This window comes from Streptomyces sp. NBC_00989, assembly GCF_045162655.1.
GTDB lineage: Bacteria > Actinomycetota > Actinomycetes > Streptomycetales > Streptomycetaceae > Streptomyces.
This window is the reverse complement of the sequence record NZ_CP108728.1, coordinates 5595565-5620041: the sequence shown is the minus strand read 5'-3', so window position 1 is coordinate 5620041 and position 24477 is coordinate 5595565. Positions and strand designations below refer to the sequence as shown.

The 24477-nt window shown below is 71.9% G+C and carries 19 protein-coding genes; 9 read left to right on the top strand and 10 right to left on the bottom strand.

Going from position 1 to position 24477, the window contains the following annotated elements; genetic code table 11:
- Positions 1-18: 18 nt before the first annotated feature.
- Positions 19-843, bottom strand: coding sequence for an alpha/beta fold hydrolase (locus OG714_RS24605; protein WP_406124089.1), 825 nt, complete (start codon positions 841-843; stop codon positions 19-21).
- Positions 844-1048: 205 nt separating this feature from the next.
- On the opposite strand from OG714_RS24605, the gene OG714_RS24600 reads away from it, so the two are divergent.
- From OG714_RS24600 to OG714_RS24590, 3 genes are read left to right on the top strand one after another with little or no spacing between them, the layout of a single operon-like run.
- Positions 1049-1216, top strand: coding sequence for a hypothetical protein (locus OG714_RS24600; protein ID WP_406132249.1), 168 nt, complete (start codon positions 1049-1051; stop codon positions 1214-1216).
- Positions 1213-1758: an RNA polymerase sigma factor gene (locus OG714_RS24595; protein ID WP_406131933.1), complete on the top strand. Its 546-nt coding sequence runs from the start codon at positions 1213-1215 to the stop codon at positions 1756-1758. Before OG714_RS24600 ends, OG714_RS24595 begins: the two co-directional genes overlap by 4 nt.
- Complete coding sequence (locus OG714_RS24590) at positions 1755-2675, top strand: hypothetical protein (RefSeq protein ID WP_406124088.1); 921 nt, start codon at positions 1755-1757, stop codon at positions 2673-2675. The genes OG714_RS24595 and OG714_RS24590 overlap by 4 nt, the downstream gene beginning before the upstream one ends.
- Positions 2676-2740: 65 nt before the next feature.
- Here OG714_RS24590 and OG714_RS24585 read toward each other — a convergent pair whose 3' ends face one another.
- The 3 genes from OG714_RS24585 to OG714_RS24575 are packed head-to-tail and all read right to left on the bottom strand — an operon-like array spanning position 2741 to position 10979.
- Entirely contained in the window at positions 2741-3658 is a 918-nt protein-coding gene (locus tag OG714_RS24585; RefSeq protein ID WP_406124086.1) for a hypothetical protein, read from the bottom strand.
- A gap of 2 nt (positions 3659-3660) precedes the next feature.
- Complete coding sequence (locus OG714_RS24580; RefSeq protein WP_406131931.1) at positions 3661-5388, bottom strand: sulfite reductase flavoprotein subunit alpha; 1728 nt, start codon at positions 5386-5388, stop codon at positions 3661-3663.
- A 5-nt stretch (positions 5389-5393) separates the two neighbouring features.
- A complete protein-coding gene (locus OG714_RS24575; protein ID WP_406124084.1) occupies positions 5394-10979 on the bottom strand; it encodes a glutamate synthase-related protein in 5586 nt (1861 codons plus the stop codon).
- A gap of 313 nt (positions 10980-11292) precedes the next feature.
- Here OG714_RS24575 and OG714_RS24570 point away from each other — a divergent pair, with 313 nt between their 5' ends.
- Positions 11293-12084 (top strand): hypothetical protein, encoded by a 792-nt coding sequence (locus OG714_RS24570; protein WP_406124082.1) that lies wholly within the window; start codon positions 11293-11295, stop codon positions 12082-12084.
- A gap of 19 nt (positions 12085-12103) precedes the next feature.
- Here the strand turns inward: OG714_RS24570 and OG714_RS24565 are convergent, their stop codons facing one another.
- Positions 12104-13537 (bottom strand): ATP-binding protein, encoded by a 1434-nt coding sequence (locus OG714_RS24565; RefSeq protein ID WP_406124081.1) that lies wholly within the window; start codon positions 13535-13537, stop codon positions 12104-12106.
- A complete protein-coding gene (locus OG714_RS24560; protein ID WP_406131930.1) occupies positions 13534-14196 on the bottom strand; it encodes a response regulator transcription factor in 663 nt (220 codons plus the stop codon). Before OG714_RS24560 ends, OG714_RS24565 begins: the two co-directional genes overlap by 4 nt.
- Positions 14197-14339: 143 nt before the next feature.
- Here OG714_RS24560 and OG714_RS24555 point away from each other — a divergent pair, with 143 nt between their 5' ends.
- Positions 14340-15152: a hypothetical protein gene (locus OG714_RS24555; protein ID WP_406124080.1), complete on the top strand. Its 813-nt coding sequence runs from the start codon at positions 14340-14342 to the stop codon at positions 15150-15152.
- A gap of 99 nt (positions 15153-15251) precedes the next feature.
- Here the strand turns inward: OG714_RS24555 and OG714_RS24550 are convergent, their stop codons facing one another.
- The 3 genes from OG714_RS24550 to OG714_RS24540 form a co-directional block, all read right to left on the bottom strand.
- Positions 15252-16418 (bottom strand): serine hydrolase domain-containing protein, encoded by a 1167-nt coding sequence (locus tag OG714_RS24550; protein ID WP_406124079.1) that lies wholly within the window; start codon positions 16416-16418, stop codon positions 15252-15254.
- A 142-nt stretch (positions 16419-16560) separates the two neighbouring features.
- Positions 16561-17220, bottom strand: coding sequence for a response regulator transcription factor (locus tag OG714_RS24545; RefSeq protein ID WP_406124078.1), 660 nt, complete (start codon positions 17218-17220; stop codon positions 16561-16563).
- Between the two features lie 141 nt (positions 17221-17361).
- Entirely contained in the window at positions 17362-18648 is a 1287-nt protein-coding gene (locus OG714_RS24540; RefSeq protein WP_406124076.1) for a sensor histidine kinase, read from the bottom strand.
- A 180-nt stretch (positions 18649-18828) separates the two neighbouring features.
- On the opposite strand from OG714_RS24540, the gene OG714_RS24535 reads away from it, so the two are divergent.
- From OG714_RS24535 to OG714_RS24525, 3 genes are read left to right on the top strand one after another with little or no spacing between them, the layout of a single operon-like run.
- Positions 18829-19038 (top strand): hypothetical protein, encoded by a 210-nt coding sequence (locus OG714_RS24535; RefSeq protein ID WP_406124075.1) that lies wholly within the window; start codon positions 18829-18831, stop codon positions 19036-19038.
- On the top strand, positions 19035-19778 hold the full coding sequence (locus tag OG714_RS24530; protein ID WP_406124073.1) for an ABC transporter ATP-binding protein: 744 nt from the start codon (positions 19035-19037) through the stop codon (positions 19776-19778). The genes OG714_RS24535 and OG714_RS24530 overlap by 4 nt, the downstream gene beginning before the upstream one ends.
- A 3-nt stretch (positions 19779-19781) precedes the next feature.
- A complete protein-coding gene (locus tag OG714_RS24525; protein ID WP_406124071.1) occupies positions 19782-22322 on the top strand; it encodes an FtsX-like permease family protein in 2541 nt (846 codons plus the stop codon).
- A gap of 13 nt (positions 22323-22335) precedes the next feature.
- On the opposite strand, the gene OG714_RS24520 is transcribed toward OG714_RS24525, so the two are convergent.
- Positions 22336-23931, bottom strand: coding sequence for an XRE family transcriptional regulator (locus OG714_RS24520; protein WP_406124070.1), 1596 nt, complete (start codon positions 23929-23931; stop codon positions 22336-22338).
- 203 nt (positions 23932-24134) lie between these two features.
- Here OG714_RS24520 and OG714_RS24515 point away from each other — a divergent pair, with 203 nt between their 5' ends.
- Positions 24135-24461, top strand: coding sequence for a hypothetical protein (locus OG714_RS24515; RefSeq protein WP_406124069.1), 327 nt, complete (start codon positions 24135-24137; stop codon positions 24459-24461).
- The last annotated feature ends 16 nt before the right edge of the window (positions 24462-24477 follow it).

The following is a 24477-nucleotide window of genomic DNA, read 5'->3' as shown; positions in this document are numbered from 1 at the left end:
ACGGGCGCGGGCTGCTCCTCAGTCCGTCGCTCCCGGCTTCACCACCGTGCTCACGAAGTCGCCGATCGCCCCCAACGTCGCCCCCAGCGCCTCGATCTGCGGGAAGTGGGCCGCGTCCGCGATCGGGGCGAAGTGGCCGTCGGGGAAGGAGTCGGCGTAGCCGCGGCCGTACTTCAAGGGGGCTATGCCGTCCTCCTCGCCCCAGACGACCAGGACGGGGACGGTCACGCGGTGGAGGCGGCCGCGGAGTTTCGGGTCGTAGGTGAAGTGGGCGCCGCCGTAGATCGCGAGGGTCTTCTGGTTGGCGGCGGTCGCGGCGCGCTGTTCGTCGGTGAACGTCGTGAAGTCGGGGCGGAACTCGGGCTTGGCGAAGGAGAGTTGGCTGATGTCGGACGGTGCCATGGTGCGCGGGTCTACGACGCGGTTCTCGACCATGTGGGCGTGGATGCCGACCGCGTTCAGCAGGGTGAGCGCGCCGATGCGGCCCTGGTTGTCGCGTAGGGCCATCTCTGCCGCGATCCAGCCGCCGACCGAGTTGCCGATCACCATGACGTCCTTGAGGCCCAGGGTGTCGAGCAGGTCCAGGTAGGCGATGGCCAGGTCGGCGACGGTGTCGAAGTGCTCCGGGCGGGGTGTGCCGTCGAAACCGGGGTGGGTCGGTGTCACGACGTACACGTGCTCGGACAGGGCGGAGGAGATGCCGGCGACCGTTCGCGGGCCGGCGCCGCCGTGGAGTATCAGCACGCCGGTGCCCTCGGTGTTCTCGCCGAACTCCTGGATGGTGACGGAGAGTTCGCCGGGGAGGGTGACGGTGCGGGTGGGGGTGGAGGCAGGGGTGGTCATGGTGAGGGGTCCTTGTCGCTTGTTCTCGCTTGCTGAGAGCTGACTCTCATGAATGTAGGGGGTCGACTCTCTTTATGCAAGTCAACTCTCATTAAGGGGCTCGCGTAGTGATGGGAGGGGGTGCGCGAACGCTCTTGAGGTTCGATGACAAGTACTGGGTGAGACCGTCGTCCGGCGGTCGGAAACGGAGACTCGGTGAAACCGGATGCACCAGATGAACCGGGTGACCGGCGACGTGGCGGACTCCGCCGTCACCGCCGCCGTGACAGCGACCAGCGCGGCACCACCGCCGAACACGGCCACAGCACCGAACATGGTCATGGCACCGAACACGGCCACGCTGTCCAACACGGCGACAGCGACGCCCAGTTGACGCGGTCGGCGCACGGTGACTCGGCGGCCTTCACCCACCTCGTGAAGGACCATTCCTCCGCCCTGCACGGCTACTTCGCCCGGCGTATGCCCGCCGCGTCGGAGGATCTGCTCGCCGAGACCTGGTTGCAGGCGTTCGCCGCACGGCGCACGTTCGACCCGGCGCGCGGTTCGGCCCGGGGCTGGCTGTTCGGGGTGGCCCACAACGTGCTCGCCCAGTACCTGCGGCGGGCGGGACGGCAAGAGCCCGCGCCGGGACCGGATGTCACCGACCCCTGGCAGGTGGTGGACCAGCGGCTCGACGCCGCCGCGATGGCCCCCGCGCTACGACGGGCGCTGGCCGAACTGCCGCCTGAGGAGCGGGAGTTGCTGCTCCTGATCAGCTGGGAGCAGCTCACCCCGTCCGAGGCCGCCGCCGTGGTGGGCATCCCGGCGGGCACCGCCCGTTCGCGGCTGCACCGGGCCCGCGGCCGACTGCGCGACCGCCTCACGATGCCCCGCCCGGCGGGACGGAACCTGACCGCGATGGGAGACCTCGCATGACCACGTATGACGACACGAAGGCGAACGGTATGAACGAGCGAGGCGCACTGCTGGACTTCCCCGGTGCCGATGAACTGGCGACGGCGGGTCACGTCGAGCCGCTGTCGGAGCGGGCGTTGGCCAGGGTGCTGGCCGAGGTCGAGGCGGCGGTGGCCACGGAGGGGACGACGGCCGGCGTTGCCACCGTGACGCCGATCCGGCGGCTGACCGGTCGCCGCCGGGCCCTGATCGGGCTGCTGACCACAGCCGCGGTGGCCACCGGCGTGGTGACCTACGCGAACAACGGCACGCCCTCGTCGAGCACCGGCACGCACAGCGAGGCGCGCGCGAACAGCGCGTCCGTCTTCCTGGACGACATCTCCACGGTGGCCGCCAGCCAGTCGGCTTCCTCGGGGAAGTACTGGAAGACGCGGACGACGGTCGGGACCACGTACATCTCGCAGTCCATGGACCAGTACGTCGTCAACGGCGGCAAGACCGCCAAGAAGGGGCGGCACCCCGACTGGCAGCTCGGGCCGAAGGACCTCGACTGGAACGGGTTGAACCAACTCACCACCGACCCGGCGAAGTTGCTCGCGCTGCTGCAGACTCCGCCGCGGCCCAAGAGCATCTCGCCCTTCGACCAGGCGGGCAGCCTGCTCACCGAGTCCCCGGCGGGCCCGAAACTGCGGGCCGGACTCTTCAAGGCGATGGCCGGGCTGAAGGGCGTCAAGCTGGTCGGCCAGGTCAAGGACAGTACTGGCCGTGGTGGTACGGCAGTTGAGTTCGCGGAGGCCAAGAGCGTCGGCCGGGTGATCGTCGACCCGAAGACCAGCGCGATCCTGGAGTACACCTTCACGTGGACCGCGGGTTCCAGCAAGGGCAAGGTCACCCGCTACACGGTCCTGTCGGCGGGCTTCACCGACAAGATCGGCTGACATGGGAGGGTGAGGGGGGCCTCCCCCTCACCCGTCCTTACAACTGGGCATCAGGCACCGCGCGTTCAGGCGTCAGGCAGCGAAGCCGCCAGATCCTCCCACGCCTCGTGCACATCCGCCCCGACCATCCCGAACTGCGTGATCACCGCGACGCATCGCCCGTCCTCGTCGTCGAGTTCGAGTGCCGAGGTCGGACCGTACGCCGCCGCCGAGCGGACGAGACGGCACGCCCGGACGGCGGCCAGGTCGATCTCCACCGAGCTCTCCGCGAGCGCCGCGAACACCCGCCCGCCCACGGTCCGATCGGTGACGTGGACGCGGCCGGCGCACGCCTGCATGGCGGCCGGGGCGAACACCGCGACGCCGATGGGCAGTCCGACGGAGCAGACGTGGTCGAGGACCGACGCCACCACGTCCACCTCGATCGGCCGGTGTTCGCCGCCTTCGTAGCGGTCGAAGGCCGCGCGCCGGGCGAGGCCGCCCTCCGTCAACACCGCGTCCAGCTGGGCCAGTTGGTCCCCGTCCTCCCATGCCGGGACCTCGGGAGGCGTGGACGTTACGGCTGCTCGCGCACCGGCCTGGATCGTCGGCGCCAGGCCGGCCAGCAGCCGGTCACCGTCGGACAGCAACCGTCCCTGGTGCACGGTCCGCCCCTCCGCGTCGAGCAGGCGCAGCGTGACGGAGTCCGTACCGCCGTCCCGCGCGAGCACCGCCGTGTCGATCCCGTCGGCGTCGAGCCGCAGCGCGATCGAACCCGCCTGTACGGCGAACGCCTCGCCGCGCAAGCTGGGTTGGGCGTAGCTGCCCGCCTGGTCGATCCGGGCGACCGGTCCTCCGGTCACCGCCTGGACGTACTGGAAGAGCGTCAGGCACCGCGCCAGCTCCGGCATCCGCGCGTCGATCAACCGCACGCTGCCGCCCGGCTGCCCGCCGCAGCATCCCTTGAACGCGCAGTGCCCGGACGGGTTGTTGTGGTCCGCCATGCTCAATACACGTCCCGTACATAGCGCTTGGCCCGCCGCAGGTCCGCGAGGTACTCCGCCGCGTCGTCGTCCCCGCGCCCGCGCTGCTCGGCCACGACACCCAGCAGCGCCGCCTCCACGTCCTTCGCCATCCGCGAGGCGTCACCGCAGACGTAGACGTGCGCGCCGTCCTCCAGCCAGCCGTACAACTCCCTTGAGCGTTCACGCATTCGGGTCTGTACGTACACCTTCTCGGCCTGGTCGCGGGAGAACGCGAGGTCCAGTTCGGTGAGCACGCCGCGCGTCCGGAGTTCGGTCAGCTCGTCCTCGTACACGAAGTCCGTCTCGCGGTGACGGTCGCCGAAGAAGAGCCAGTTGCGGCCGGAGGCGCCCCGCGCGGCGCGCTCGTGGAGGAAGCCGCGGAACGGGGCGATGCCCGTGCCGGGGCCGATCATGACCATCGGGGCGTCGTCGTCCGCCGGGACGCCGAAGGAGGCGTTGGGCTGTACGTATACGCCAACCGCCGTGCCCTCGCCGCCCGTTCGGTCCGCGAGGTACGTCGACGCGACGCCCTCGTAGCGGCGGTCCCCGCTGCCGTACCGCACCGACGCGACCGTGAGGTGGACGCGGTCCGGGTGGGCCAGCGGGCTCGACGAGATCGAGTACTGGCGGGCCTGCAACGGACGCAGGAGGTGGAGGAGTTCGGTCAGGTCCGGGGTGGCGGCGGGGCCTGCGTCGCGTAGCAGGTCCAGTACGTCCCGGCCCCAGAGCCAGGAGTCGAGGTCGGAGCGGCTGCCTTGCGCGACGACCGCCGCCAGTTCGCCGGACGGTGCGCGTTCGACGAGGTCGGCGATCAACTCCTTCGACGGGGTGCGGATTTCGCGGTCCCTGCGGAGCAGTCGAGCGGCCTCCTCGTCGGCGCTCGCGCCGAAGTGCTCCAGCAGGGCGCCGACCAGCCGTTCGTCGTTCAGCGGTACGACGGCCAGCGCGTCGCCCGCCTCGTACGTGATGCCGCTGTCGCCGAGGTCGAACTCGTAGTGGCGGATCTCCTTCGCGCTGTGCGGGGCGGACAGCAGCCTGTTCACCGCGAGGCGGGAAGGGTAGGGGGTGCGCTTGTTCCAGGGGGAGCGGGGTGCCGGGCCCGGGGCCGCCGCACTCGCGTCGCCGGTCGCGCCTGTCTCGGCCGCCAGCCGGTCCAGGACCGTCGTCGTCCACTCCGCCGCCGGGTCCTCGAAGTCGACGTCGCAGTCGACGCGTTCGTGGAGGCGGGCCGCCCCGAGTTGCTCCAGCCGGATGTCGATGAGCTTCGCCGCCTGGCAGAAGTCGTCGTAGCCGCGGTCGCCGAGGCCGAGGACGGCGTAGCGCACGCTCTCCAGGCGCGGTGCCGTGTCGGACTGGAGGGCCTCCCAGAACAGGCCCGCGTTGTCGGGGAGTTCGCCCTCGCCGTAGGTCGAGGTGACCACCAACACGTGGGACATCGTGGCCAGTTGGTCGGGGGTCACGGCGTCGAGCGCGGTCGCGGTGCCCGCGAGGCCCCGTGCCCGCGCTCCGGCGACCAACTCGTCGGCGAGGAACTCCGCGTTGCCGGTCTGGGTGCCGAACAGCACGTTGACCGTGGCCGTGGGCGCGGAGCCCGTCGCGCTCTCCCGGCGTCCGGCGGCGGCGATGCCGGCGATGAACCCGGCCAGCCAGGACTCCTGTTGGGCGGAGAACGGTGCGTCGGCCGGGATGAGGGCACCGGTCGGGGGCATGAGGGTCACGCGGTCACCGTCTCGGTCGGGGCCTGCGGGATGTGGGTGTGGCGGGCGGCGATGTCGTCGAGCGCGGCCGTCGCGAGCAGCTCGTCGAAGCGGGCGGCGCGGACCCGGTCGGCGTTCTTCGTGGTCTGGTGGACGATCCAGCCGTAGGTGCCGGGGGCGTCCACGCTCAGGTTGTTGCGCCGGCGGAGCGCGCGCTTGTAGTCGTCGAGGCGCTTGCTCGCGATGAGGGTCGCCAACTCGCCGTCGTCGAACCGCTCCAGGGTCCCGCGCAGGTACTTCACCACCCGTTGCTTGACGAAGAAGTCCTCGGTGAGGACGAGGTTGCGGACGGCCTCGGTGACCCGCGGATCGTCCGGGCCGCTCGCGCCCGGCACCCGTTGCAGTGCCAGGTCCTGGGCGACGCCGAGCACCGTGTACGACGACAGGAGGGAGAACATGTCGTCGCTGCCCTGGTCGCCGAACGCCGGAGCACGCCCGCCGAGCACGGTGCGGTGATCGCGGTAATCGACCTTGAACGCACGCAACTTGTCCGTCGCGATCGACGTCGCCAGCTCGTCCAGCAGCTCGTTGCGGGTCGCGGCGGCGAGGATCTCGCCCGCGTCCTGGTACAGGAGCAGCGACCGGGGCATCCCGCAGTACACGTACTGCCGTTGGGCCTCCCAGTCCTCCAACAGCCGTGCGGCGAGCGGGGAGTCGGTGGCCTCCACATGCCAGGACAGCAGCAGGCGTACGGCCTCCTCGTGGAAGGCGCCGTGCGCGGTGTCGGTGATGGAGAAGACGAGGAGGGAGTCGGCGCTCACCTGGCCGCTCAACTCGCCCGAGGGGTCGTACTGGTAGAGGAAACCGCCGCTCATCCCGTTGCCCAGGCCCTTGCCGAAGCCGCCGAGGTTGAGGACCGTACCGCCGGTCATGTACTCGCAGCCGAAGTCGCCGAGGCCCTCGACGACCGCTGTGGCACCGGAGTTGCGCACGGCGAACCGGTCACCGGCCTCTCCCTGTACGAACGTCCGCCCGCCCGTCGCGCCGAACAGCGCGAAGTTCCCGACGAGGACGTTCCCGCCGCGCTCGGTGCTGCCGCCGCCGGGGGCGCGGACCACGATCCGGCCGCCGCTCTGGCTCTTGCCGACGCCGTCGTTCGCGGTGCCGGTGTGTTCCAGGGTGATGCCGTCGTTGCAGAAGACGCCGTACGACTGTCCGGCGGACCCGGTGGTGCGGATGCGGACCGCGTCGTCGACGAGGCGTCGACGGCCCCGGTCGTCGGTCGTGACGGCCGGGATGTCCATCCCTGGTTGGTAGTCGAGTTCGTGGTTGAGGAGCCGTTCGACGTCGATGGAGAGCTGGCCGCCCACCGACTTGTCGCTGTTGCGGAGGTGGATGTCCTCGACGAGGAGGGCCGGTTCGCGCCGGTCGACGAGTGCGGCGCGGACGCGCTCGATGAGGGCGTCGTCGGTGGTGAAGTCCTTTTCCAGGTACTCCGGTTCGGCTACGACCTTCTCCGGCACGCGGGCCAGCAGGCGCCGTACGTCCAGGCGGCCCACGCTCGCCGGGTGGTCGAGGAGCTGGAGCAGGTCCGTGCGGCCCCGGGCCTCGCGCAGGGAGCGCAGGCCGAGGCGGGCGAGGATCTGGCGGACGTCGTGCGCGATGTTGAGGAGGTACTGGGCCAGGGCGCGCGGATCGCCCTCGAACGCCTCGGAGTTGGTGGTGAGTCCGGCCGGGCACTTCACGTTGCAGTTCTTCGCCATCACGCAGCCGAGCATCATCAGTGCCGTCGTGCCGAACTCGAAGCTGTCGCCGCCGAGCAGCGCCGAGGTCACCACGTCGCCGCCGGTCTGGTGTGCGCCGGAGCAGCGCAGGACCACCTTCTGCCGCAACCCGTTCGCCACCAGGGCCTGGTGGACCTCGGCGACGCCGATCTCGGCCGAACGGCCCGCGTACTTCAGGCTGGTGACGGCCGCGGCACCCGTACCGCCGGTGTTTCCGGCGACGTTGATGACGTCCGCGCCCGCCTTCGCGACGCCGACCGCGATCGTGCCGATGCCCTCCGAGGACACGAGCTTCACGATGACCCGGACCCGCGCGGCCTTGCAGTCGTGGATGAGCTGGGCCAAGTCCTCGATGGAGTACGTGTCGTGGTGCGGGGGAGGCGAGATGAGTTCGATGCCGGGGGTGCCGCCGCGGGCCGCCGCGATGTCGACGGTGACCTTCGGCGCGGGCAACTGGCCGCCCTCGCCCGGCTTCGCGCCCTGCCCGATCTTGATCTCCAGCTCCTGGAGCATCGGGTCGGCGAGATAGCCCGCCCAGATGCCGAAGCGTCCCGACGCGAACTGCTTGATCCGGGAGCCCCGGATCGTGCCGTAGCGGGAGCGGTGTTCGCCGCCCTCACCGCTGTTGGACATCGCGCCGACCATGTTGGTGCCGTGTGCGACGGCCTCGTGCGCGGTGGCGACGAGCGCGCCGTGGCTCATCGCGCCGGAGGCGAGGGCGCGGGTGATCTCGTGCGCCGGTTGTACGTCGGGGAGTTGGAGGCTGTCGGGGGCGTTGCGCAGGAGGGTGAGGAGGCGGGCGGCGGTGCCGGTGGCGGTGACCGTGACTCCGTCGGCGTCCGCGGGGAGAGCCGTCTCGACCTCGCCGGGGTGCGCGAGGGCGAGGCCTTCGGCGAGGGCGGTGTGCAACTCGGTTCCGGGGGAGGCGAGTTGGAGGCGGACGGTCACCGTGTCCGTGTCCGTGTCCGTGTGCGTGTTCGTTTCCGTGTCCGGCGTCCGCTCGGTGACGGTCGCGACGACGCCCCTGACCGTGACGCTCGCGTTGCCGTCCGTCGAGAACCGGCCCAGCTCACGGGCGAAGTCCTCCGCCGTACGCAGCCCGGTGACGTCGGCCGGCAGGGCGAGCACGTCCCGCAGCGCGGACGGGCGGCGCGAGCGTTCCTCGTGGGTGGACCGCAGGAAGGCGCGGTACCCGGGCGTGATCCGGAACGCGTCGATCTCGGCGTCGCTGAGCGCGTCGTAGCCGGTGTCGCGGTAGGCGGCGTCGGTGATGCCGAAGGCGTCGTCGAGCTGGCCGAGGGTGAGGAGACGGAGGCCCTCCGGGTCGCTCTCGCGCCCGAACTCCGGCCGCTCCTCGGCCATGTCACCGAAGCCGCGCACGGCCGAGACACCGAAGGAGTGCCCGGCTCCGTCCGAGCGTTCCTTGAACAGGCCCAGCAGCGGGACCTGTTGCTCGGTCTCGACGGCGCGGGCCCGCTCGTGCCACTCGGTCGCGGCCTGCGCGATCCTTGCGAACCCGACCCCGCCGACCGGCGCCTCCATGTGCGGGAAGGCCCGCGCGAAGACGTCGTCGCGGGTGTCGAGATAGTTCGGCTCGAAGAACGCGCCGCCGATGTAGCTCTCGGCCGTGCACAGTCCGACCCGCCCCATGGTCTTCGCAAGGGCCTTCTCGGCGGCCTTGCGGAACCGGGCCAACGCCCGGTCGGTCCCGGTGACTTCACCGGCGGGCGCCGGTGCGCTCGGGTGCTTCTCCTCGGCGCGCAGCCGGGCGCTGAGGCTGTAGACGGCGGAGGCGCCGAAGCCCAGCGCGGTGGCGACATGGTGCGAGGACGGCAACTGCCCGCTCTCCGCCACGATCGAGACCCGCAGCCGCAGCCCGGTCTCGATGAGCCGCTGGTTCACGGCGGCGACGGCGAGGACGACGGGCAGCGGAGCGCGCGTCGACGAGATCGCCCGGTCGGTGAGGACGGCGATGCCGCCCTGCCGGGTCGCGAACAGCTCGACGTCGTCGCAGAGTCGGGTGAGCGCGGCCCGCAACGAGTCGGCGTTGGCGGACTCGTCCCCGACCACCGGGTCGTAGAGCATGTCGAACCGTTCCAGCGGAACGATGCGCTGGTCCCGTAGCCGCACCATGTCGAGGTGGCCCAACACGGGCGAGGAGACGACGAGTTGGCGGCCCGCGGCGCTCCCGACGCTGCCCGTGCCGTCCGGCTTGGGGCCGAGGGCGACGCGCATGCTCATGCCGTCGGCCTCGCGGATGCTGTCGAGCGGTGGGTTGGTGACCTGGGCGAAGCGCTGCGAGAAGTACTTCGCCATGCCGCCCTCGGTGTCACTGAGCGCGTTGATGGCGTTGCCGTAGCCCATCGCGGAGATGCGTTCCGAGCCGTTGGCGAGCATCGGGTCGAGCATGAACCGGAAGCTCTCCTGGTTCAGCGAGTACGCCACGTACCGTCCGGCGAGGGCGAGATCGCCGTCGTAGCCGAGGGTGGTCGTGCCGCGGTAGTAGTCGGGCGCGGGCAGGTCGTCGAGGTTCACCCGGGCCGTGTCGAGGAGTTGGGAGTACGGGCGGCGGGAGGCGAGGGCGTCGAGGACCTCGCGCGTCCGCATCCGGCGTCCGGTGCGGTGGTCGACGACGAGCATGCCGCCGGCCTCGATACGCCCGCGATGCACGACTTCACTGTCGGGGAAGGCGACCTGACCGGCCTCCGACGCCACCATCAGGTACTCGGCGGTCTCGACCGTACGCAACGGCCGTAGCCCGAGCCGGTCGAGGCGGGCGCCGATGACGTCGCCGTCGCTGAAGATGACGGCGGCCGGACCGTCGTTCTTCTCCTCGTAGAGGGAGAAGTACTCGAGCATGTCCCGTACGGCGTCCGGCAGGGTGCGGTCGTTCTCCCAGGCGGGCGGCATGAGGGACACGACGGCCTCGACGAGGTCCAGGCCGTCGTCGAACACCCGGCTCTGCAGGGTCTGGTCGAGCCGGCTGGAGTCGGACTGCCCGGGCGGCCGCACGATGCTCCGGGTCCTGGCGCGGGCGAGTGCCTCGTCGCTGAGGCGGTTCTTGCGGTCGGTGTTCAGCTCGCCGTTGTGCGCCATGAGGCGGAAGGGCTGCGCCATGGTCGGGTGCGGTTCGGTGTTGGTGGAGAACCGGGTGTGGAAGTACAGCGAGCGGACGGAGTGCCGCGGGTCGAGGAGATCGCGGAAGTACCCGACGATCTCACCGGAGTTGAGGCGTCCCTTGAGCACCTGCGTGCGGGCGCTGAGCGACAGCGGGTACAAGCCGGCGTAGGTGTCGTCGGCGTAGGCGACGGCCTCGATCGCGAGCAGGGCGCGGTGCGCGGCGGCGTCGACGTCGGCACGGGCCCAGTCCGCCGGGGCGCGGAACACCCACTGCACGATGGGCAGTTGATGCGGCTCGGCGGCGGGGCGGGCGACGCTGTGATCGACGGGGACGTCACGGACGAGCAGCAGGTCGAAGCCCTGGTCGGCGATGCTGCGGCCGACGAGGTCCAGGGCGGCTGCGCGGCGGTCGGAAGTGCCGGTCGGGACAAAGCAGTTGGCGACGCCGAAGTGCCCCGCGCGCAGCGGCTCCCCGGTGATCGCGCCGAAGAACTCCACCGACAGGTCGACGCTCACACCCGCGCCGTCACCGACGCCCTCGGCCGATTTCCCGCCCCGGTGCGGGATGGCACGGAGCGCCTCGTCGCCCTTGACGACGACGTCGTGGCTCGGCATCCCGTCGAGGCGGGTGAGGAAGCCGACGCCGCAGTCGCTGTGGTCGCGGGCAGGGTCGTAGAGACCGAAGGTGGAGTGATTCACGGGCCCGTCCTGTGAGCGGTTCCGGCGGAGGACGGCCAGGCTGCGTCGGCGGAGCGCTTGCCGCGGGCGGACCGGGGGACGGTCGGGCCCTGAGTGGTGCGAAGAGCAATAGTAAGGTTTACCTAACTTGAATGGCAAGGGTGGACGCGGAGTGCCGATAGCACCCCGCGCACGCCGCTGACCAGCGCATCGGTGGTCCCGTTCAGGTTGTGTTCAGGTCCGCGCGGGCCTCGGGCAACTCATGCACCGCAAGCGCAAAAGCTCTGGCAAAGAGGGCTGGGACGACCGTCGGACATCGTGCCAGGGTGCCGCCATGACGACAGATCACCTCACCCACAACCGGCCCCCGCGCCGCATCCGGCACGCGGCGAGCAAGGTGCCGGAGGTGACCGTCTACTTCTGGATCATCAAGGTGCTGACCACCGGCATGGGCGAGACGGCCTCCGACTTCCTGGCCCATGTGTTCGGCCCGATTCCCGCGGTCGGCCTCGGCGGCCTGGCCCTCGTGGCGGCTTTGGCGGTCCAGTTCGCCGCCCGCCGGTACGTCGCCTGGATCTACTGGACGGCGATCGTCATGGTCAGCGTCTTCGGCACGATGGCCGCCGACGTGCTGCACGTCGGGCTCGGGGTGCCGTACGCCCTCTCCACTCCGTTCTTCATGATCGCGCTGGCCGCCGTCTTCGCGCTCTGGTACGCGAGCGAGCGCACCCTGTCGATCCACAGCATCACCACCCGCCGGCGCGAGATCTTCTACTGGGCCGCCGTCCTGGCCACGTTCGCCCTGGGCACCGCAGCCGGCGACCTCACCGCCACGATCGGTCTCGGCTACCTCGGCTCCGCCGTGCTGTACGCCGCCGCGATCGCCGTACCCGCCCTCGCCCACCGAGCGGGCCGGACGAACGCGGTCCTCGCCTTCTGGTCCGCGTACGTCATCACCCGGCCGCTCGGTGCCTCCGTGGCCGACTGGATGGCCGTCGGCCATGCCCGGGGCGGGCTGGCCCTGGGGCTGGGGCCGGTCACCGCGTCCTGGACGGTGGCCATCCTCTGCTTCGTCGGCTACCTGGCCGCCTCGCGCAAGGACATCCGGCCGGACGCGGTGGCGTGACGGCTCCTCGATGCCGCCGTCACCCCGTGGGCAGCGCGACCACGAACCGGGCTCCGGGTGCGCGCCCGGCGTCGTACGTCACCTCGCCGCCCGCGGATCGGGCCAGTCGGCGGGCCAGCGCCAGCCCCAGGCCCGCGCCGCCGTGTCCGTCGCCGGGATCCGCGCGGCGGCCGGGCTCGAAGAGCCGGCCGGTGAACTCGGGCGGTACGCCGGGTCCGTCGTCGACGACATCGAGGCGTACGCCGTCGGGTGCGCGGTGCGCGCGGACGGCGACGGTGGAGCGGGCGTAGCGGCAGGCGTTGGTGAGCAGCGGGCTGACGATGCGTTCGAGGTGGGCGGGCGGGACCCCGACCAGCAGATGCGGGCCGTCGACCGTGACCGTCAAGTGGTCCGGTACGTCCAGGACTTCGACGAGACGACGCAGCGTGGGCAGGACGTCGGCGGTGCCCGGAGCGGTCGGTGTTCCCTCGCGGGCGTCGTCCAGGAGGGTGTCGCAGATGGTGCGCATGGACTCGGCGGCGTCCCCGACGACCTGGTGGGTGGCGCGGGTCTGGGCGGCCGTGCGAGGCCGGGCCTGCCACCAGTCGAGTTCGGCGATGATCCGGCTCAGCGGGGTGCGCAGCTCGTGCGAGAGCTCCCCGGTGAGCTGCTGCTCGTGGCGCAGGAGGGAGTGGATGCGGTCCAGGATGGAGTCCAACGACGCCCCGAGACGGGCGAGTTCGGCCGGGTGCCGCATGCTGCCGAACCGTTCCTCGGAGGCTACGGCGCTCCACTGGGCGGCCTGGTCGGTCATCGTCCGGACGGGGCGCAGCGCGCGGCCGACCGCCAGCCGGGTCAGGGCGTAGGTGCAGACGAGCATGACCGCGTCCAGGGCGAGTGACCCCACGAGCAGGGTGTGGGCCGAACTCCGGTAGGGGGACAGGTCCAGCGCGGTGACCACCGTGGCCTTGCTCCGCCCTCCGGGCACCGGCTGGGAACACAGCTGGAGGGGGCCGTGGAGGTCGGCGGTGACGCACTGCCGTCCGCCCCGGGCGGCGAGTTCCCCGGCGACCCGGTTCAGGTGACCGTCGCCCGGTGGGCCCTCCAGCAGACGCCGGCCGGCGTAGATCCACACGTTGGCGTCGAGGAGGTCGTCGTGGGAGGTCTCCAGGACGCGGACGGCCGTGCCGCTGGTGTCGACGGTCGTGGCGACGGCGGCGGCACGGGCGCGCAGCTCGTCGTCCGCCTGGTGCTGGAGGCGGTGGCCGGCCACGGCGTTGAAGGCGACGGTGAGGACGAGCATCAGCAGCGTGGCGGTGGTGAGCGCGACGAGCGAGAGACGGCCGCGGAGGGTGCGGGGCGCGAGGCGGCGGGGGCGGAGGCGGGGTATCGGCCGATGCGGGAGGAGGCGGGGTGCCGGCCGACGGGAGAGGGCGTTCACGGTGCTCCGCGGTCCGTGACGGGCGCCGCTCATGACAGGTGGTGGCCGATGCCGCGGGCCGTGCCGATGGTCCGGTCGCTGCCCGCCTCGCGGAGTTTGCGGCGCAGCCGGGTCAGATACTGGTCGAGGGTGTTGTCGTGGACCCGGGCGCCCTCGGGCCAGCCCGCCCGGACCAGCTCGCGGCGGCCCACGATCCCGCCGGAGGCCGCCATGAGCGCGGCCAGCAGCCGGAACTCGGTCGGGGTCAGAGCGACCAGGGTGCCCCGGACGCCGACCGCGTGCCGGACGGCGTCCAGGACCAGGTCTCCCTCCGGGGCGACGGGCGGTGGAGCGGTCCGCTGCAGCGCCGCCCGCAGCCGGGCCGCGAGTTCGACCAGATGGAACGGCTTGGTCAGATAGTCGTCACCGCCGGCCGAGAACCCGGACAGCCGGTCGTGCAGCCGGTGTTGGGCGGTCAGGAAGACGACGGGAGAGCGGAAGCCGTTCGCCCGCATCGCCTGGCACACGTCCCGTCCGTCGGCGTCGGGCAGTCCGATGTCGAGCACGGCGGCGGCGATGTCGGCGCCGGCCAGCCGCAGGGCGGTGGCCCCGTCCGGCGCGGGCACGGTGTCGAAGTCCTCGTCGCGCAGCCCGCGCATCAGCACGTCACGCAGGGTGTGATCGTCCTCGACGACCAGGATGGTCGGGCGCATGGTCCTCCCTGTGCTGACTACGACCATGTCGACCACGGGCACGTCGACTACAGTCATGTAGACGGTCTACCGAACTGTAGACGACAGGGCGGTCGGCACGCGGTCAGGATCCGTTCAGGTGTCCGCTGGCACCGTCGGGCCCCATGACCTACGAGATCTCCCGCAGCGGTGACGCCGTTGCCCCGCCCTCACCCCGTCCGCGCCGGAACAAGGTCCCCGAAGTCACCGCGTACTTCTGGATCATCAAGGTGCTGTGCACGACGGTCGGCGAGACCGCGGCCGACCTGCTCAACGAGAAGGCGGGCCTGGGCCTGACCGGGGTGTCACTGCTGATGAGCGCCCTCCTCGCGGTCGTCCTGGTCGTCCAGTTCCGTACGACCGGCTACCGCGCGGGTGTGTACTGGCTCGCCGTCGCCCTGATCAGCGTGGTCGGCACCCTGATCAGCGACAACCTCACCGACAACATGGGAGTCCCGCTGGAGACCACCACCACGGTGTTCGCGATCGCCCTCGCGGTCGTCTTCGTCGTCTGGTACCGGCGCGAGCACACCCTGTCGATCCACGGCATCGACACCACCAGCCGTGAGGCGTACTACTGGCTGGCCGTGCTGTTCACCTTCGCCCTCGGCACCGCGGCCGGGGACCTGGTCTCCGAACGCATGAACCTCGGCTACTGGCTCGCCGCGACCCTGTTCGCGCTGGCCATCGGCGCGGTCGCGGTCGCGCACCTCGCGCTGGGCCTGGACGCGGTGTGGAGCTTCTGGATCGCCTACGTCCTGACCCGCCCGCTCGGCGCCTCGATCGGCGACTACCTCTCCCAGCCGGCCGGCGACGGCGGCCTGGGCCTCGGCACCGTCGTCACCAGCGTGCTGTTCCTGGCAGTCGTCCTCGGCCTGGTCGTCCACCTGGCGGTGACCCGCAAGGACGTCATGGAGGCGGAGGCGCACGGCAGTTGAACGGGGACGGGGCGTCCGGGGCGAGTTGTGGACGAAGACCAGCGGCATGCGGCGCCCCGAGTTGGTGGAAGCCGCCGCCGAACCCGTCCGCGGCTGCCGCTACTTCCCACCGCCGGCGCAGAGTTCGGTATCGATCAACGCGTTCTGCGCCGTCTCCGTCGACAGATCGGACGCGCCGTCGCCCGTCGCCTCCAGGACCACGGTCCGGCGGCCGTCCGCGCTGACCCCGTCGCGGGTGGTGTAGCCCATCAGGTCGCCGGCGTGGCTGTAGTAGACGCCGCCGCAGGTCAGGGGGATCTCCATCAGGCCCAGGCCGTAGCGGGCGCCGGGCCAGACAGGGTCGAGAGAGGTGGCTCGTACGGTCGTCTTCATCGCGGCGAGCTGGGCGGGGTGCAGAAGCCTGCCGCCCAGGAGCGCGGAGAAGAAGCGGCTCAGGTCGTTGGTCGTGCTGATCATCGCGCCGGCCGAACCGGCGATCGTCGGGTTGAGGTCGGTGACGTCGATGGTCGGGCCGGACCCGCCGAAGTCCGAGTAACCGTGCAGGTGTTGGCCCGGGATGCGGGACGAGGTGTCGGGTGCCGAGGTGTCGCGCAGGCCCAGCGGACGGATGACGCGCCGGGTCACCTCCTGCTGCCAGGTGTGGCCGGTGGCCTTCTGGATGATCATTCCGGCGAGGATGTAGTTGGTGTTGGAGTACTCCCAGTCGGTGCCGGGCGCGAAGTCCGGGGCGTGCCGCATCGCGATGCCCACCAGCTGTCGTGGGGTCCAGGTGGTGTACCGGTCGGCTTCGAAGCCCGCCACCGAGTCGATCGCGGGGAAGTCGGCGGTGTAGTTGAACAGTCCGCTGGTGTGGTTCAGCAACTGCCTTACGGTGATGGCGCTTCCGTCGTTGCCGTTGCCGTCCACCACGCCGGGCAGCCAGTGTTCGACGCTGTCGTCCAGCGACACCCGTCCCTCACCGACCAGTTGGAGCATCACCGTCGACACGAAGGCCTTGGTGCTGCTCGCGATCCTGAACTTGTCGGTCACGCGGGCCGCCCGGCCCGTGGCGGTGTCCGACACCCCGGTGGTGGCATACCGCCGCCCGTCCGGACCCGTCGACTGGGCTACGACGGCGACGGTTCCCGTCCGCTGGATCGCGTCCACGCTCTGCTGGAGCGTCGTGGTGCGCTTTCGGGACTCCGTGGCGCTCGCCATGGGTGTCGCGAGGCCGAGTCCCACGGCGGCCAGTGCGGCTGCGGCGGTGAGTTGACGGAACGTCATCATGGGCTGTCTCCCGTGGAGTTGGTGGTCGCTCGCACCGGCTTGCGGTGTGTTCACCAACCTAGGGAGACGGCACGCGGTGATCGATCCAGCCCGCGGGCCGGTCCGCCGTACAGCCAGCTGTACCAAGGACCTGTGGATAGCCTCAGGTCAGCCGCCGCAGATCCTCCAGGTAGCGCAGGACGGCCGCCACCCGGCGGTCCACCTGGTCCGTGGGGGACAGGTCGAGCTTGGCGAAGATGCTGCGGATGTGTTTGTGGACGGCGCCGTCGGTGACGACGAGCTTCTCGGCGATGGCGGAGTTGCCCAACCCCTCCGCCATCAGGGCGAGTACGTCCCGTTCGCGCGGGCTGAGCCGGTCGAGGCGGGTGTCCTGGCGGGAGCGGGTGAAGAGCTGGGCGACGACCTCCGGGTCGATCGCGGTGCCGCCGGCCGCCACGCGGTGCAGCGCGTCGAGGAATTCCTCGACCCGGCCCACCCGTTCCTTGAGGAGGTAGCCCAACCCGCTCACCCCGCCGCCGAGCAGCTCCGTGGCGAAGCTCTGCTCGACGTACGCGGACAGCACGAGCACCGCCAGGTCGGGCCGCCGGCGCCGGGCCTCGACCGCGGCGACGATCCCCTCGTCGGTGTGGGTCGGGGGCATCCGTACGTCGAGGATGGCGACGTCCGGCTTGTGCACGTCGATGGCGTCCAGCGCCTCGTCGGGGTTGCCGGCCGTGGCCACCACGTCGAGCCCCTCCGCCCGCAGCAGCAGGGCGAGTCCCTCGCGCAGCAACGCGTCGTCCTCGGCGATCACGATCCGCATGTCAGGCCTCATGTCGACTCACGTCCCACGCTCCACAGTTCACGCCGCACAGTTCACGCCGCACAGTTAATGTTCCACAGCTCAAGTTCCGCAGCTCAAGTCCCGCATCGCGGACTCTCTTCGCTCGTCACGGTCCCCAACTCACCGGCCACAGGGGAGATCCACGGCCAGGACGGTCGGACCGCCCGGTGGGCTGGTCAGGGTGAGGTCGCCGTCGTGCGCGGCGATACGGCGGCGGATGCCGGTGAGCCCCGAGCCGCCCTCGGTGTCGGCGCCGCCCCGGCCGTCGTCCTCGACGCGCAGCCGGAGCCGGCCGCCGCTGCCGCGTGCCGTGATCGTGGCGTGCGCGGCCCCGCTGTGCTTGGCGATGTTGGTCAGCGCCTCGGCGACGACGAAGTAGGCGGTCGCCTCCACGGAGGCCGCGCAGCGTTCGGGTACGTCCACGTCGATCCGGCACGGCACCGCGCAGTCCGCCGCGAGACCGGAGAGCGCGCCCGCGAGCCCCCGGTCGGCCAGCACCGGCGGCAGGATGCCGCGCGCCACCGTCCGCAGCTCGGCCAACGCCATCTCCGCGGCGGACTGGGCGCGTTCGAGGAGCTCGTCGGCGCCCGCCGGGTCACGGGCCACCATGCGGCGGGCCGCCCCGAGCAACACGGCGACGGAGACGAGCCTGTTCTGCGCGCCGTCGTGCAACGAGCGCTCGATACGGCGCAGTTCGGTGGCGTGGGCGTCGAGCGCGGCGGCGCGGGTCGCGGTCAACTCCGCTACGCGCAGGGAGAGGTCGACGTCGGGACCGGCCGCGAGGAGGTGCCGTCCGGGGCCCGACTGGAGCCGGGCCATGCCGGGCGCCAGCCCCAGGATGATGGTGATCCAGCCCACGCCCAGCAACGCCACGGCGAGCGCGTCCGGCCAGGTGTGCGCGTTGCCGATACCGAGCGACGTGGCCGTCGTGTTCTCCGGCATGAACGTCCAGTACAGCGGGAACGCGCTGTCCCGCACGGCCGTGATCGGCAGCACGACGCCGAGCAGCCCGAGCAGCAGCCCCAGGGTGGAGTGCCGTACCAGCCACCGCAGTTCGCGGTGGGTGGTGGGGTCGGCGAGGGCGAGTCGCAGCCGGGTGGGCGGGGGCTGCGGGGCGACGACCTCGGGTCCCCGGCGGGCGAGCCGGGCGCGCTCCCGGCCGGCCAGGGCGTGCAGGGCGCGCAGCGGCACGGGTGCGATCAGCAGTCCCACCCCGACCACGCTCGTCACGGCGGTGAGGGTCAGCAACAGCAGCAACAGCAGGGCGAGCACAGCCGTGTTGAGCCCGGAGGCGAGCTGGGCGATGGCTCGGCCGGCGGCGCCCAGGGTCCGTAGCGCGATGTCCTTGAAGCTCTCGCGCTGGACGGCCGCTCCACCGCCGCCCGCCTCGCTCGTGCTCGCTGTCATGCGAACGACCCTATGCCGTACGCGAGTTCTTCGTGGGCGCAGGAGGAGGGGAGTACAGCCTGCTGTACCCCGAACCGGGCGGGCTGCGGGATCGGCCGCGAGGGGTGCTGATCCATAGCGTCGGTGACGACAGCCGGACCCCTTCGGACGACACCGCCCAGCACCACGGGAGAAGCCCTCATGACGAACGCGACGACCACCGAACCCGACCGGCTCACCCCCGGGGCCATCGCCCGCACCCTCCTCTGGATCGTCGTGGTGGCCAGCGCGCTCGCCAACATGGCGGCGTCCTTCGGCGGCGCCAACACCTGGGTGCACCTGGTGTGCGGCGCGGTCACCGTCCTGTGCGCGGGCACCCTCGTCGTACGCAACGTGCGGGGCCGGCGATGAACACCGCGGCCACCGTCACGGCCACCGCCGCCATCGCCCTGGAGGGCGTCAGCAAGGCCTACCCCGGAGGCGTACGCGCCCTGGACGACGTGTCGTTGACCGTGGAACGCGGCACCTTCCTCGCCGTGATGGGCCCCTCCGGCTCCGGCAAGAGCACGCTGATGCACTGTGCCGCCGGGCTCGACTCCCCGACGTCGGGCAGTGTCCGCATCGACGGTCACGAGATCGCCGGGCTGAACGAGACCAAGCGCACCCAACTGCGGCGTGAGCGCGTGGGGTTCGTGTTCCAGGCGTACAACCTGATCCCCTCCCTCTCCATCGAGGACAACATCACGCTGCCGCTCCGGCTGGCGGGCCGCACCGCGGACCGCGACTGGCTGCGCACACTGGTGGACCGGGTCGGGCTCGCGGACCGGCTGAGCCACCGCCCGGCCGAGCTCTCCGGCGGGCAGCAGCAACGGGCCGCCGTCGTACGGGCGTTGGTGGCCCGCCCGGCGGTCGTGTTCGCCGACGAACCGACCGGCGCGCTCGACCTGCGCAGCGCCCACGAGGTCCTCGACCTCCTCCGCGACCTCGTGAACGACCTGCGCCAGACGGTCGTGATGGTCACCCACGACCCGGCCGCCGCCGCCCGCGCACACCACGTGCTGGTGATGGCCGACGGCCGGGTGGTCGACGCCCTCAAGGCACCGACCGCCGACGAACTGGCAAGCCGTCTCGTCGAGTTGGGGAGGGTCTGAGCCATGTTCCGTCTCGCGATACAGATGGTCGGGCACCGCGTCACCGCGCTGATCGCCGTGGCCTGCGCGGTCCTCGGCGGCGCGGCGCTGATCACCGCCACCGGCGTCCTGGCCGAGTCCGGCCTCCGCTCCCACCTGCCCGCCGGCCGCCTCGCCGGAGCGTCGATCGTGGTCGCGGCCGACCAGGAGTTCCACCCGGTCGGCGACCTTCCGCTCGCGCTGCCGGAACGCCGTAGGATCCCGGCCCAACTGGTCCGAGAGCTGGGTGAGTTGCCGGGCGTGACCGCGTCGGTCGGCGACATCGGTTTCCCGGCCGCTCTCGTCGACGCGCACGGTCGGGTCGTACCGTCGTCGTCCGAGGATCCTCAGGTGGCGGGGCACGGTTGGTCCTCGACGAAGCTGCTGGCGGGTGCGCGCGTCGAGGGCAGCGCGCCGACCGGTGCCGGCGAGGTCGCCGTGGACAGCGCCACCGCCGCCGCGGCCGGTGTCAAGCCGGGTGACCGTGTCCAGATCGTCGTCAACTCCCGCCCCGCGAGCGGCTATCGCGTATCGGCGGTGGTCGACGCACCGGGCGCGGGCGTCTACTTCGTCGACGCGACGGCCGTAGAAATGGCGGGTGTGGCCGGTCGCGCGGATCGTGTCGATCTCGTGGGCCTGCGTACCGCGTCCGGTGCCGAGGGGCGGGTCGCCGCCGAGGTCCGGGCGAAGGTGCAGGGCGCCGGACTGCTGGTCGTCACCGGGGACGAGCGGGGGGACACCGCCGCGCCCGGGGCCGGAGCCTCGCGGTCGCTGCTGGTGCTGCTCGCCGGTTCGCTGTCCGGGATCGTGCTGCTGATCACCGGGTTCGTGATGGCGAGCGCGCTGGCCGTGGCGATCGGCGGGCAGCGGCGGGACCTGGCGTTGATGCGGGCCGTGGGCGCGACCCCGAAGCAGATCCGTCGGCTGGCCGCCGCGCAGTCCACCGTCGTCGCGGCGGTGGCTGTGGCACCGGGCGTGGGACTCGGCTATCTGCTGGCCGGACAGTTCCGCGGGCTGCTCGCGGACCGGGGGGTCATCCCGGCCGAACTGCCGTTGACCTTCAGCCCGTTGCCCGCGCTCGCGGCGATCGTGCTCATGATGCTCGCCGTCCAGGTGTCGGCCCGTTGCTCGGCCTGGCGCACCTCGCGGATGCCGGCCACCGAGGCGGTCGCCGAGTCGCGGAGCGAGCCGCGCGAGCCGTCGCGGGTCCGGACCCGGATCGGCGTGGCCGTCATCGTCGTGGCGACCGCCATGTCGGCGCTGCCGCTGTTCTCCCGCACGGTCATCGGCGCCACGGCCACCTCCCTCGCCGGCATCATCGGGGCGATCGGGCTGGCCCTGGCGGGCCCGGCGCTGGTGCGGGGCATCGGTGGTGCGGCGGTGCGGATGACGAGGTCCGGGACCTCCGCGCCGACCTGGCTGGCGATGGCCAACCTGCGCGCCTACGCCCTGCGCAACGCGGGCATCGTCTCCACGCTGGCCATGGCGGTCGTGTTCGTGCTGACGTACACCCTCACCCAGACCACGGTGCTGGCCGCCACCGCGCAGGACACCAGTACCGGGACCATTGCCCAACTCCGTTTGAGCGCACCGGGGTTGGGCGGTCTGCCCGACGGCACGCCCGCCGCCGTACGGAAGACGCCGGGCGTACGGGCCGCCGCTCCCGTCGGGACGACGACCGTGGTGTGGGAGTACAAGGAGTTCGGTGACCCGGCGGTCGACTCGGGTTCGGCGACGATCCTCACCCCGGACGCGGCGGGCGTCCTCGACCTCGACGTACGGGACGGCAGCCTGAGCCGGCTCACCGGGGCGACGGTCGCCGTCAGCAGTGATGTGGCGCGTACGCGTTCCGCGGGGGTGGGGCGCACGGTGAACCTGGTCCTCGGGGACGGAACTCGCGTCGCCGCCAGGGTTGTTGCCGTGTACGGGCGGGGGCTCGGCTTCGGCGCGGTGGTGCTCTCCCACGACCTGGCCGCCGGGCACACCACGACGGCCCTCGACCAGTCCCTCCTGATCCGCACGGACGGCACGGCGAAGGCCAGGCAGAACCTCGCGGCCCTCGCCGCAGCCCGCCCCGGCCTCACCCTCGGACCCGCCAACTCCCCTTCCACCGGCGGCCTCAAGGACGCGCCGCCCGAGGTGTGGATCAACCTCGCGACGATCGTGGTCCTGCTCGTCTACCTGCTGCTCAGCATCGCCAACAAGCTCGTCGCGGCCACGGCTCAGCGCAGGGTGGAACTGGGCGCCCTCCGCCTCAACGGCACGACCCCGCGCCAGATCCGCGCGATGATGCGCCGCGAGGCCGCGATGACCGCGGCCACCGCGCTCACGGCGGCACTGCTGCTCTCCGCGATCCCTCTTGCCCTCCTGGGCCAGGGATTCCTCGGCCGCCCCTGGCCGGCGGGGCCGGTCTGGCTGCTGCCCGCGCTTGCGGTGATGGTCACGGGCATCGCCTTCCTCACCATCGAACTGCCTACGCGGCAGGCGTTGCGGACGGCGCCGGCGGATGCGATCCGGGGGCAGTGAAGGGGAGTTGGGGCTACAGCAGGGCGCTGGCCCGCCGATGCCCCGGGATGTCCAGCCACCAGGCCGCGGCTGTACGTGCCACCGGAAGGAAGTCCGCCCCCGTCAGGATGGCGGTGAGCAGGTCGTCGCGTGAGGCCATGCCGAGCGCGTAGACCAGGCTCTCCAGCGTGGCCGCGGTCACCGGGTCCCGGTCGCTCAGCCACGCGGCGTGGTGGTGGGCGACGGCACCCCGCAGGAAGTCGCCCGCGGAGCGGTCGGCGGCCACATGGCCGAGGCCCCGCACCGCGGCGTACGAGGTGGGCCGCGGCACGCTCGGCAGAACCGCCAGCCGCTGGAGCAGCCCGCGGTGACGGTGGTCGCCGAGGACGCGCAGCCCTTCCAGCAGCACCACCGCGAGCTCCTCGTGGCGGACGGCCATGGGGCGGACCAGCTCCGCCGCGAGCGCGTCCGCCAGCACCGGGCGGTACGGGGTGGCCGCGAGCAGGAAGGCGGCGTAGAGCCGGATGTCGAAGAGCGGACTGGCCAGGGCCTCGGCGATCAGCACGGCCGGTACCGCGGGGTCGCACGTCCGGTCGGGATCGACCGTGCCCAGCCGCGCGGTCACCCTGCGGACGGCCGCCGCCACGAGAGCACGGGCATCCGGATCGGCCCCGGCCCCGGCGGCCCCGTCCCCGGGTCGCCGGGTCGAGCCGCGGCGGCCCAGCACCGCGCGGGCGTACTCGGGGTGCGCCGCGGACAGATGCCCGCGCAGCGGCTCGATCTGATCGCCGAACGGGCCGGTACCGGTGGAGTCCCGCACCGCCCGGACGAGCGTCCGCAGCTGGTCCTCGTCGAAGTGCCGGTACCGCACCTTGCGGAAACACGCCATGACCGCGCCGCGATGCGCCAACGGCCCGCTGGGCCGGGCGAGTTCACTCAGCACCAGGTCGGCCGCGTCGGGGTGACCGCAGTTGTCCAGGGCGCAGACGATCTCCGTGGCCGTCAGCCGGGCCCGCCCGGCGGCCATCCCGCCGCACACGGCGATGACCGTACGGCCGCCCCGCCGGTGGTTCAACAGCCGGTTGAGCGACTCGAAGCGGAGCATCCACGGCAGGTCGTCGGCGATCACCATCTCCTCGACGAGCCGCTCGGCGAGCGCGGACCAGGTGCCCGACGGCATCAGCACCGCGTCGGGACGCGCACACAGGCCGTCCGTCAACTGGTCCCAGTCGTCACCGGTCATCACGTCGCCGGACACCGCCTGCTCCAGCAGGTCCTCCAGCAGCCTCGCGGCGGGGCCCGCCGGGTCGACGTCCAGGACGGGACCCGGTGCCCAGTACCGCCACACCGTGCGCGCGGTGGCGGTGAGCGTGTTGCGGGGGAGCGCGAGTAATTCCTCGTAGCGGCGAACGGCCCTCCAGGGAACGGTAGTTCGCCCCGTCTCCCAGCGCGAGACGGTACTGGTGCTCACCTCGCGGTCGTACATCCCGCCGTGGAAGGCCGCCGAGAAGGCCGGCAGTGATCTCAGCGGTTTCTCCTCCGCCAGCAGGCGGTTGACCCGTAACAGCCAGGCGACGCGGGCCCGTCGTCCCAGTGCGGCACCCGCGTCGGCCGCCGCGTGTGCGTCCATGCGGCCAGTCTGGCAGGACCCGCACGGCACCGGGGCAAGGACGACAAATGTCACCGCCATACCCCAATTCCCGCAGCCCTGGGGCCCCTCTTGCACCGCTCGACGAGGTGTGCAACGCACCGGGGCGCGGTGTCCCCCGCGCGGTACCAACGGTGAACCGGCCCGCGTGGACGGGCACTTGGGCAAGCAGCAGGGGGAGAACGATGGAGACGGCTCTGGCGCTCGGGCATGTGCTCGGGGTGGCGTTCGCGCTGTGGACCTTCAACGGGCGGGCGGGGGGCTCGTTCTGGCGCGGTATGCCGCCGGGGCTGATGCTCATCAGTCCGGAGTGGTTCCTGACCAGCATGGTCAAGGCGATCGGCTGGGAGATCACGCTCGCCGTGTGGCTGCTGAGAGGGCAGCCCTCCTCGCCGTGGGGCGTACGGCCCGGCAGCCGCTCGGGCCGGATCAGCCGGCTCACCGTCGCCGAACGCGCCGCCCGCGACCGGGAGATGCGGGCCGCCGAGCGCAGCCGGGTCCCCGGGGCGTGAGGCGGCGGCCGGAAAA

What these genes read in the sequence shown, in the direction of transcription:
- OG714_RS24605 (WP_406124089.1), bottom strand. Translation starts at nt 843, where the DNA reads ATGACCACCCCTGCCTCCACCCCCACCCGCACCGTCACCCTCCCCGGC.
- OG714_RS24600 (WP_406132249.1), top strand. Translation starts at nt 1,049, where the DNA reads ATGCACCAGATGAACCGGGTGACCGGCGACGTGGCGGACTCCGCCGTC.
- OG714_RS24590 (WP_406124088.1), top strand. Translation starts at nt 1,755, where the DNA reads ATGACCACGTATGACGACACGAAGGCGAACGGTATGAACGAGCGAGGC.
- OG714_RS24585 (WP_406124086.1), bottom strand. Translation starts at nt 3,658, where the DNA reads ATGGCGGACCACAACAACCCGTCCGGGCACTGCGCGTTCAAGGGATGC.
- OG714_RS24580 (WP_406131931.1), bottom strand. Translation starts at nt 5,388, where the DNA reads ATGCCCCCGACCGGTGCCCTCATCCCGGCCGACGCACCGTTCTCCGCC.
- OG714_RS24570 (WP_406124082.1), top strand. Translation starts at nt 11,293, where the DNA reads ATGACGACAGATCACCTCACCCACAACCGGCCCCCGCGCCGCATCCGG.
- OG714_RS24565 (WP_406124081.1), bottom strand. Translation starts at nt 13,537, where the DNA reads ATGAGCGGCGCCCGTCACGGACCGCGGAGCACCGTGAACGCCCTCTCC.
- OG714_RS24560 (WP_406131930.1), bottom strand. Translation starts at nt 14,196, where the DNA reads ATGCGCCCGACCATCCTGGTCGTCGAGGACGATCACACCCTGCGTGAC.
- OG714_RS24555 (WP_406124080.1), top strand. Translation starts at nt 14,340, where the DNA reads ATGACCTACGAGATCTCCCGCAGCGGTGACGCCGTTGCCCCGCCCTCA.
- OG714_RS24550 (WP_406124079.1), bottom strand. Translation starts at nt 16,418, where the DNA reads ATGATGACGTTCCGTCAACTCACCGCCGCAGCCGCACTGGCCGCCGTG.
- OG714_RS24545 (WP_406124078.1), bottom strand. Translation starts at nt 17,220, where the DNA reads ATGCGGATCGTGATCGCCGAGGACGACGCGTTGCTGCGCGAGGGACTC.
- OG714_RS24540 (WP_406124076.1), bottom strand. Translation starts at nt 18,648, where the DNA reads ATGACAGCGAGCACGAGCGAGGCGGGCGGCGGTGGAGCGGCCGTCCAG.
- OG714_RS24535 (WP_406124075.1), top strand. Translation starts at nt 18,829, where the DNA reads ATGACGAACGCGACGACCACCGAACCCGACCGGCTCACCCCCGGGGCC.
- OG714_RS24530 (WP_406124073.1), top strand. Translation starts at nt 19,035, where the DNA reads ATGAACACCGCGGCCACCGTCACGGCCACCGCCGCCATCGCCCTGGAG.
- OG714_RS24525 (WP_406124071.1), top strand. Translation starts at nt 19,782, where the DNA reads ATGTTCCGTCTCGCGATACAGATGGTCGGGCACCGCGTCACCGCGCTG.
- OG714_RS24520 (WP_406124070.1), bottom strand. Translation starts at nt 23,931, where the DNA reads ATGGACGCACACGCGGCGGCCGACGCGGGTGCCGCACTGGGACGACGG.
- OG714_RS24515 (WP_406124069.1), top strand. Translation starts at nt 24,135, where the DNA reads ATGGAGACGGCTCTGGCGCTCGGGCATGTGCTCGGGGTGGCGTTCGCG.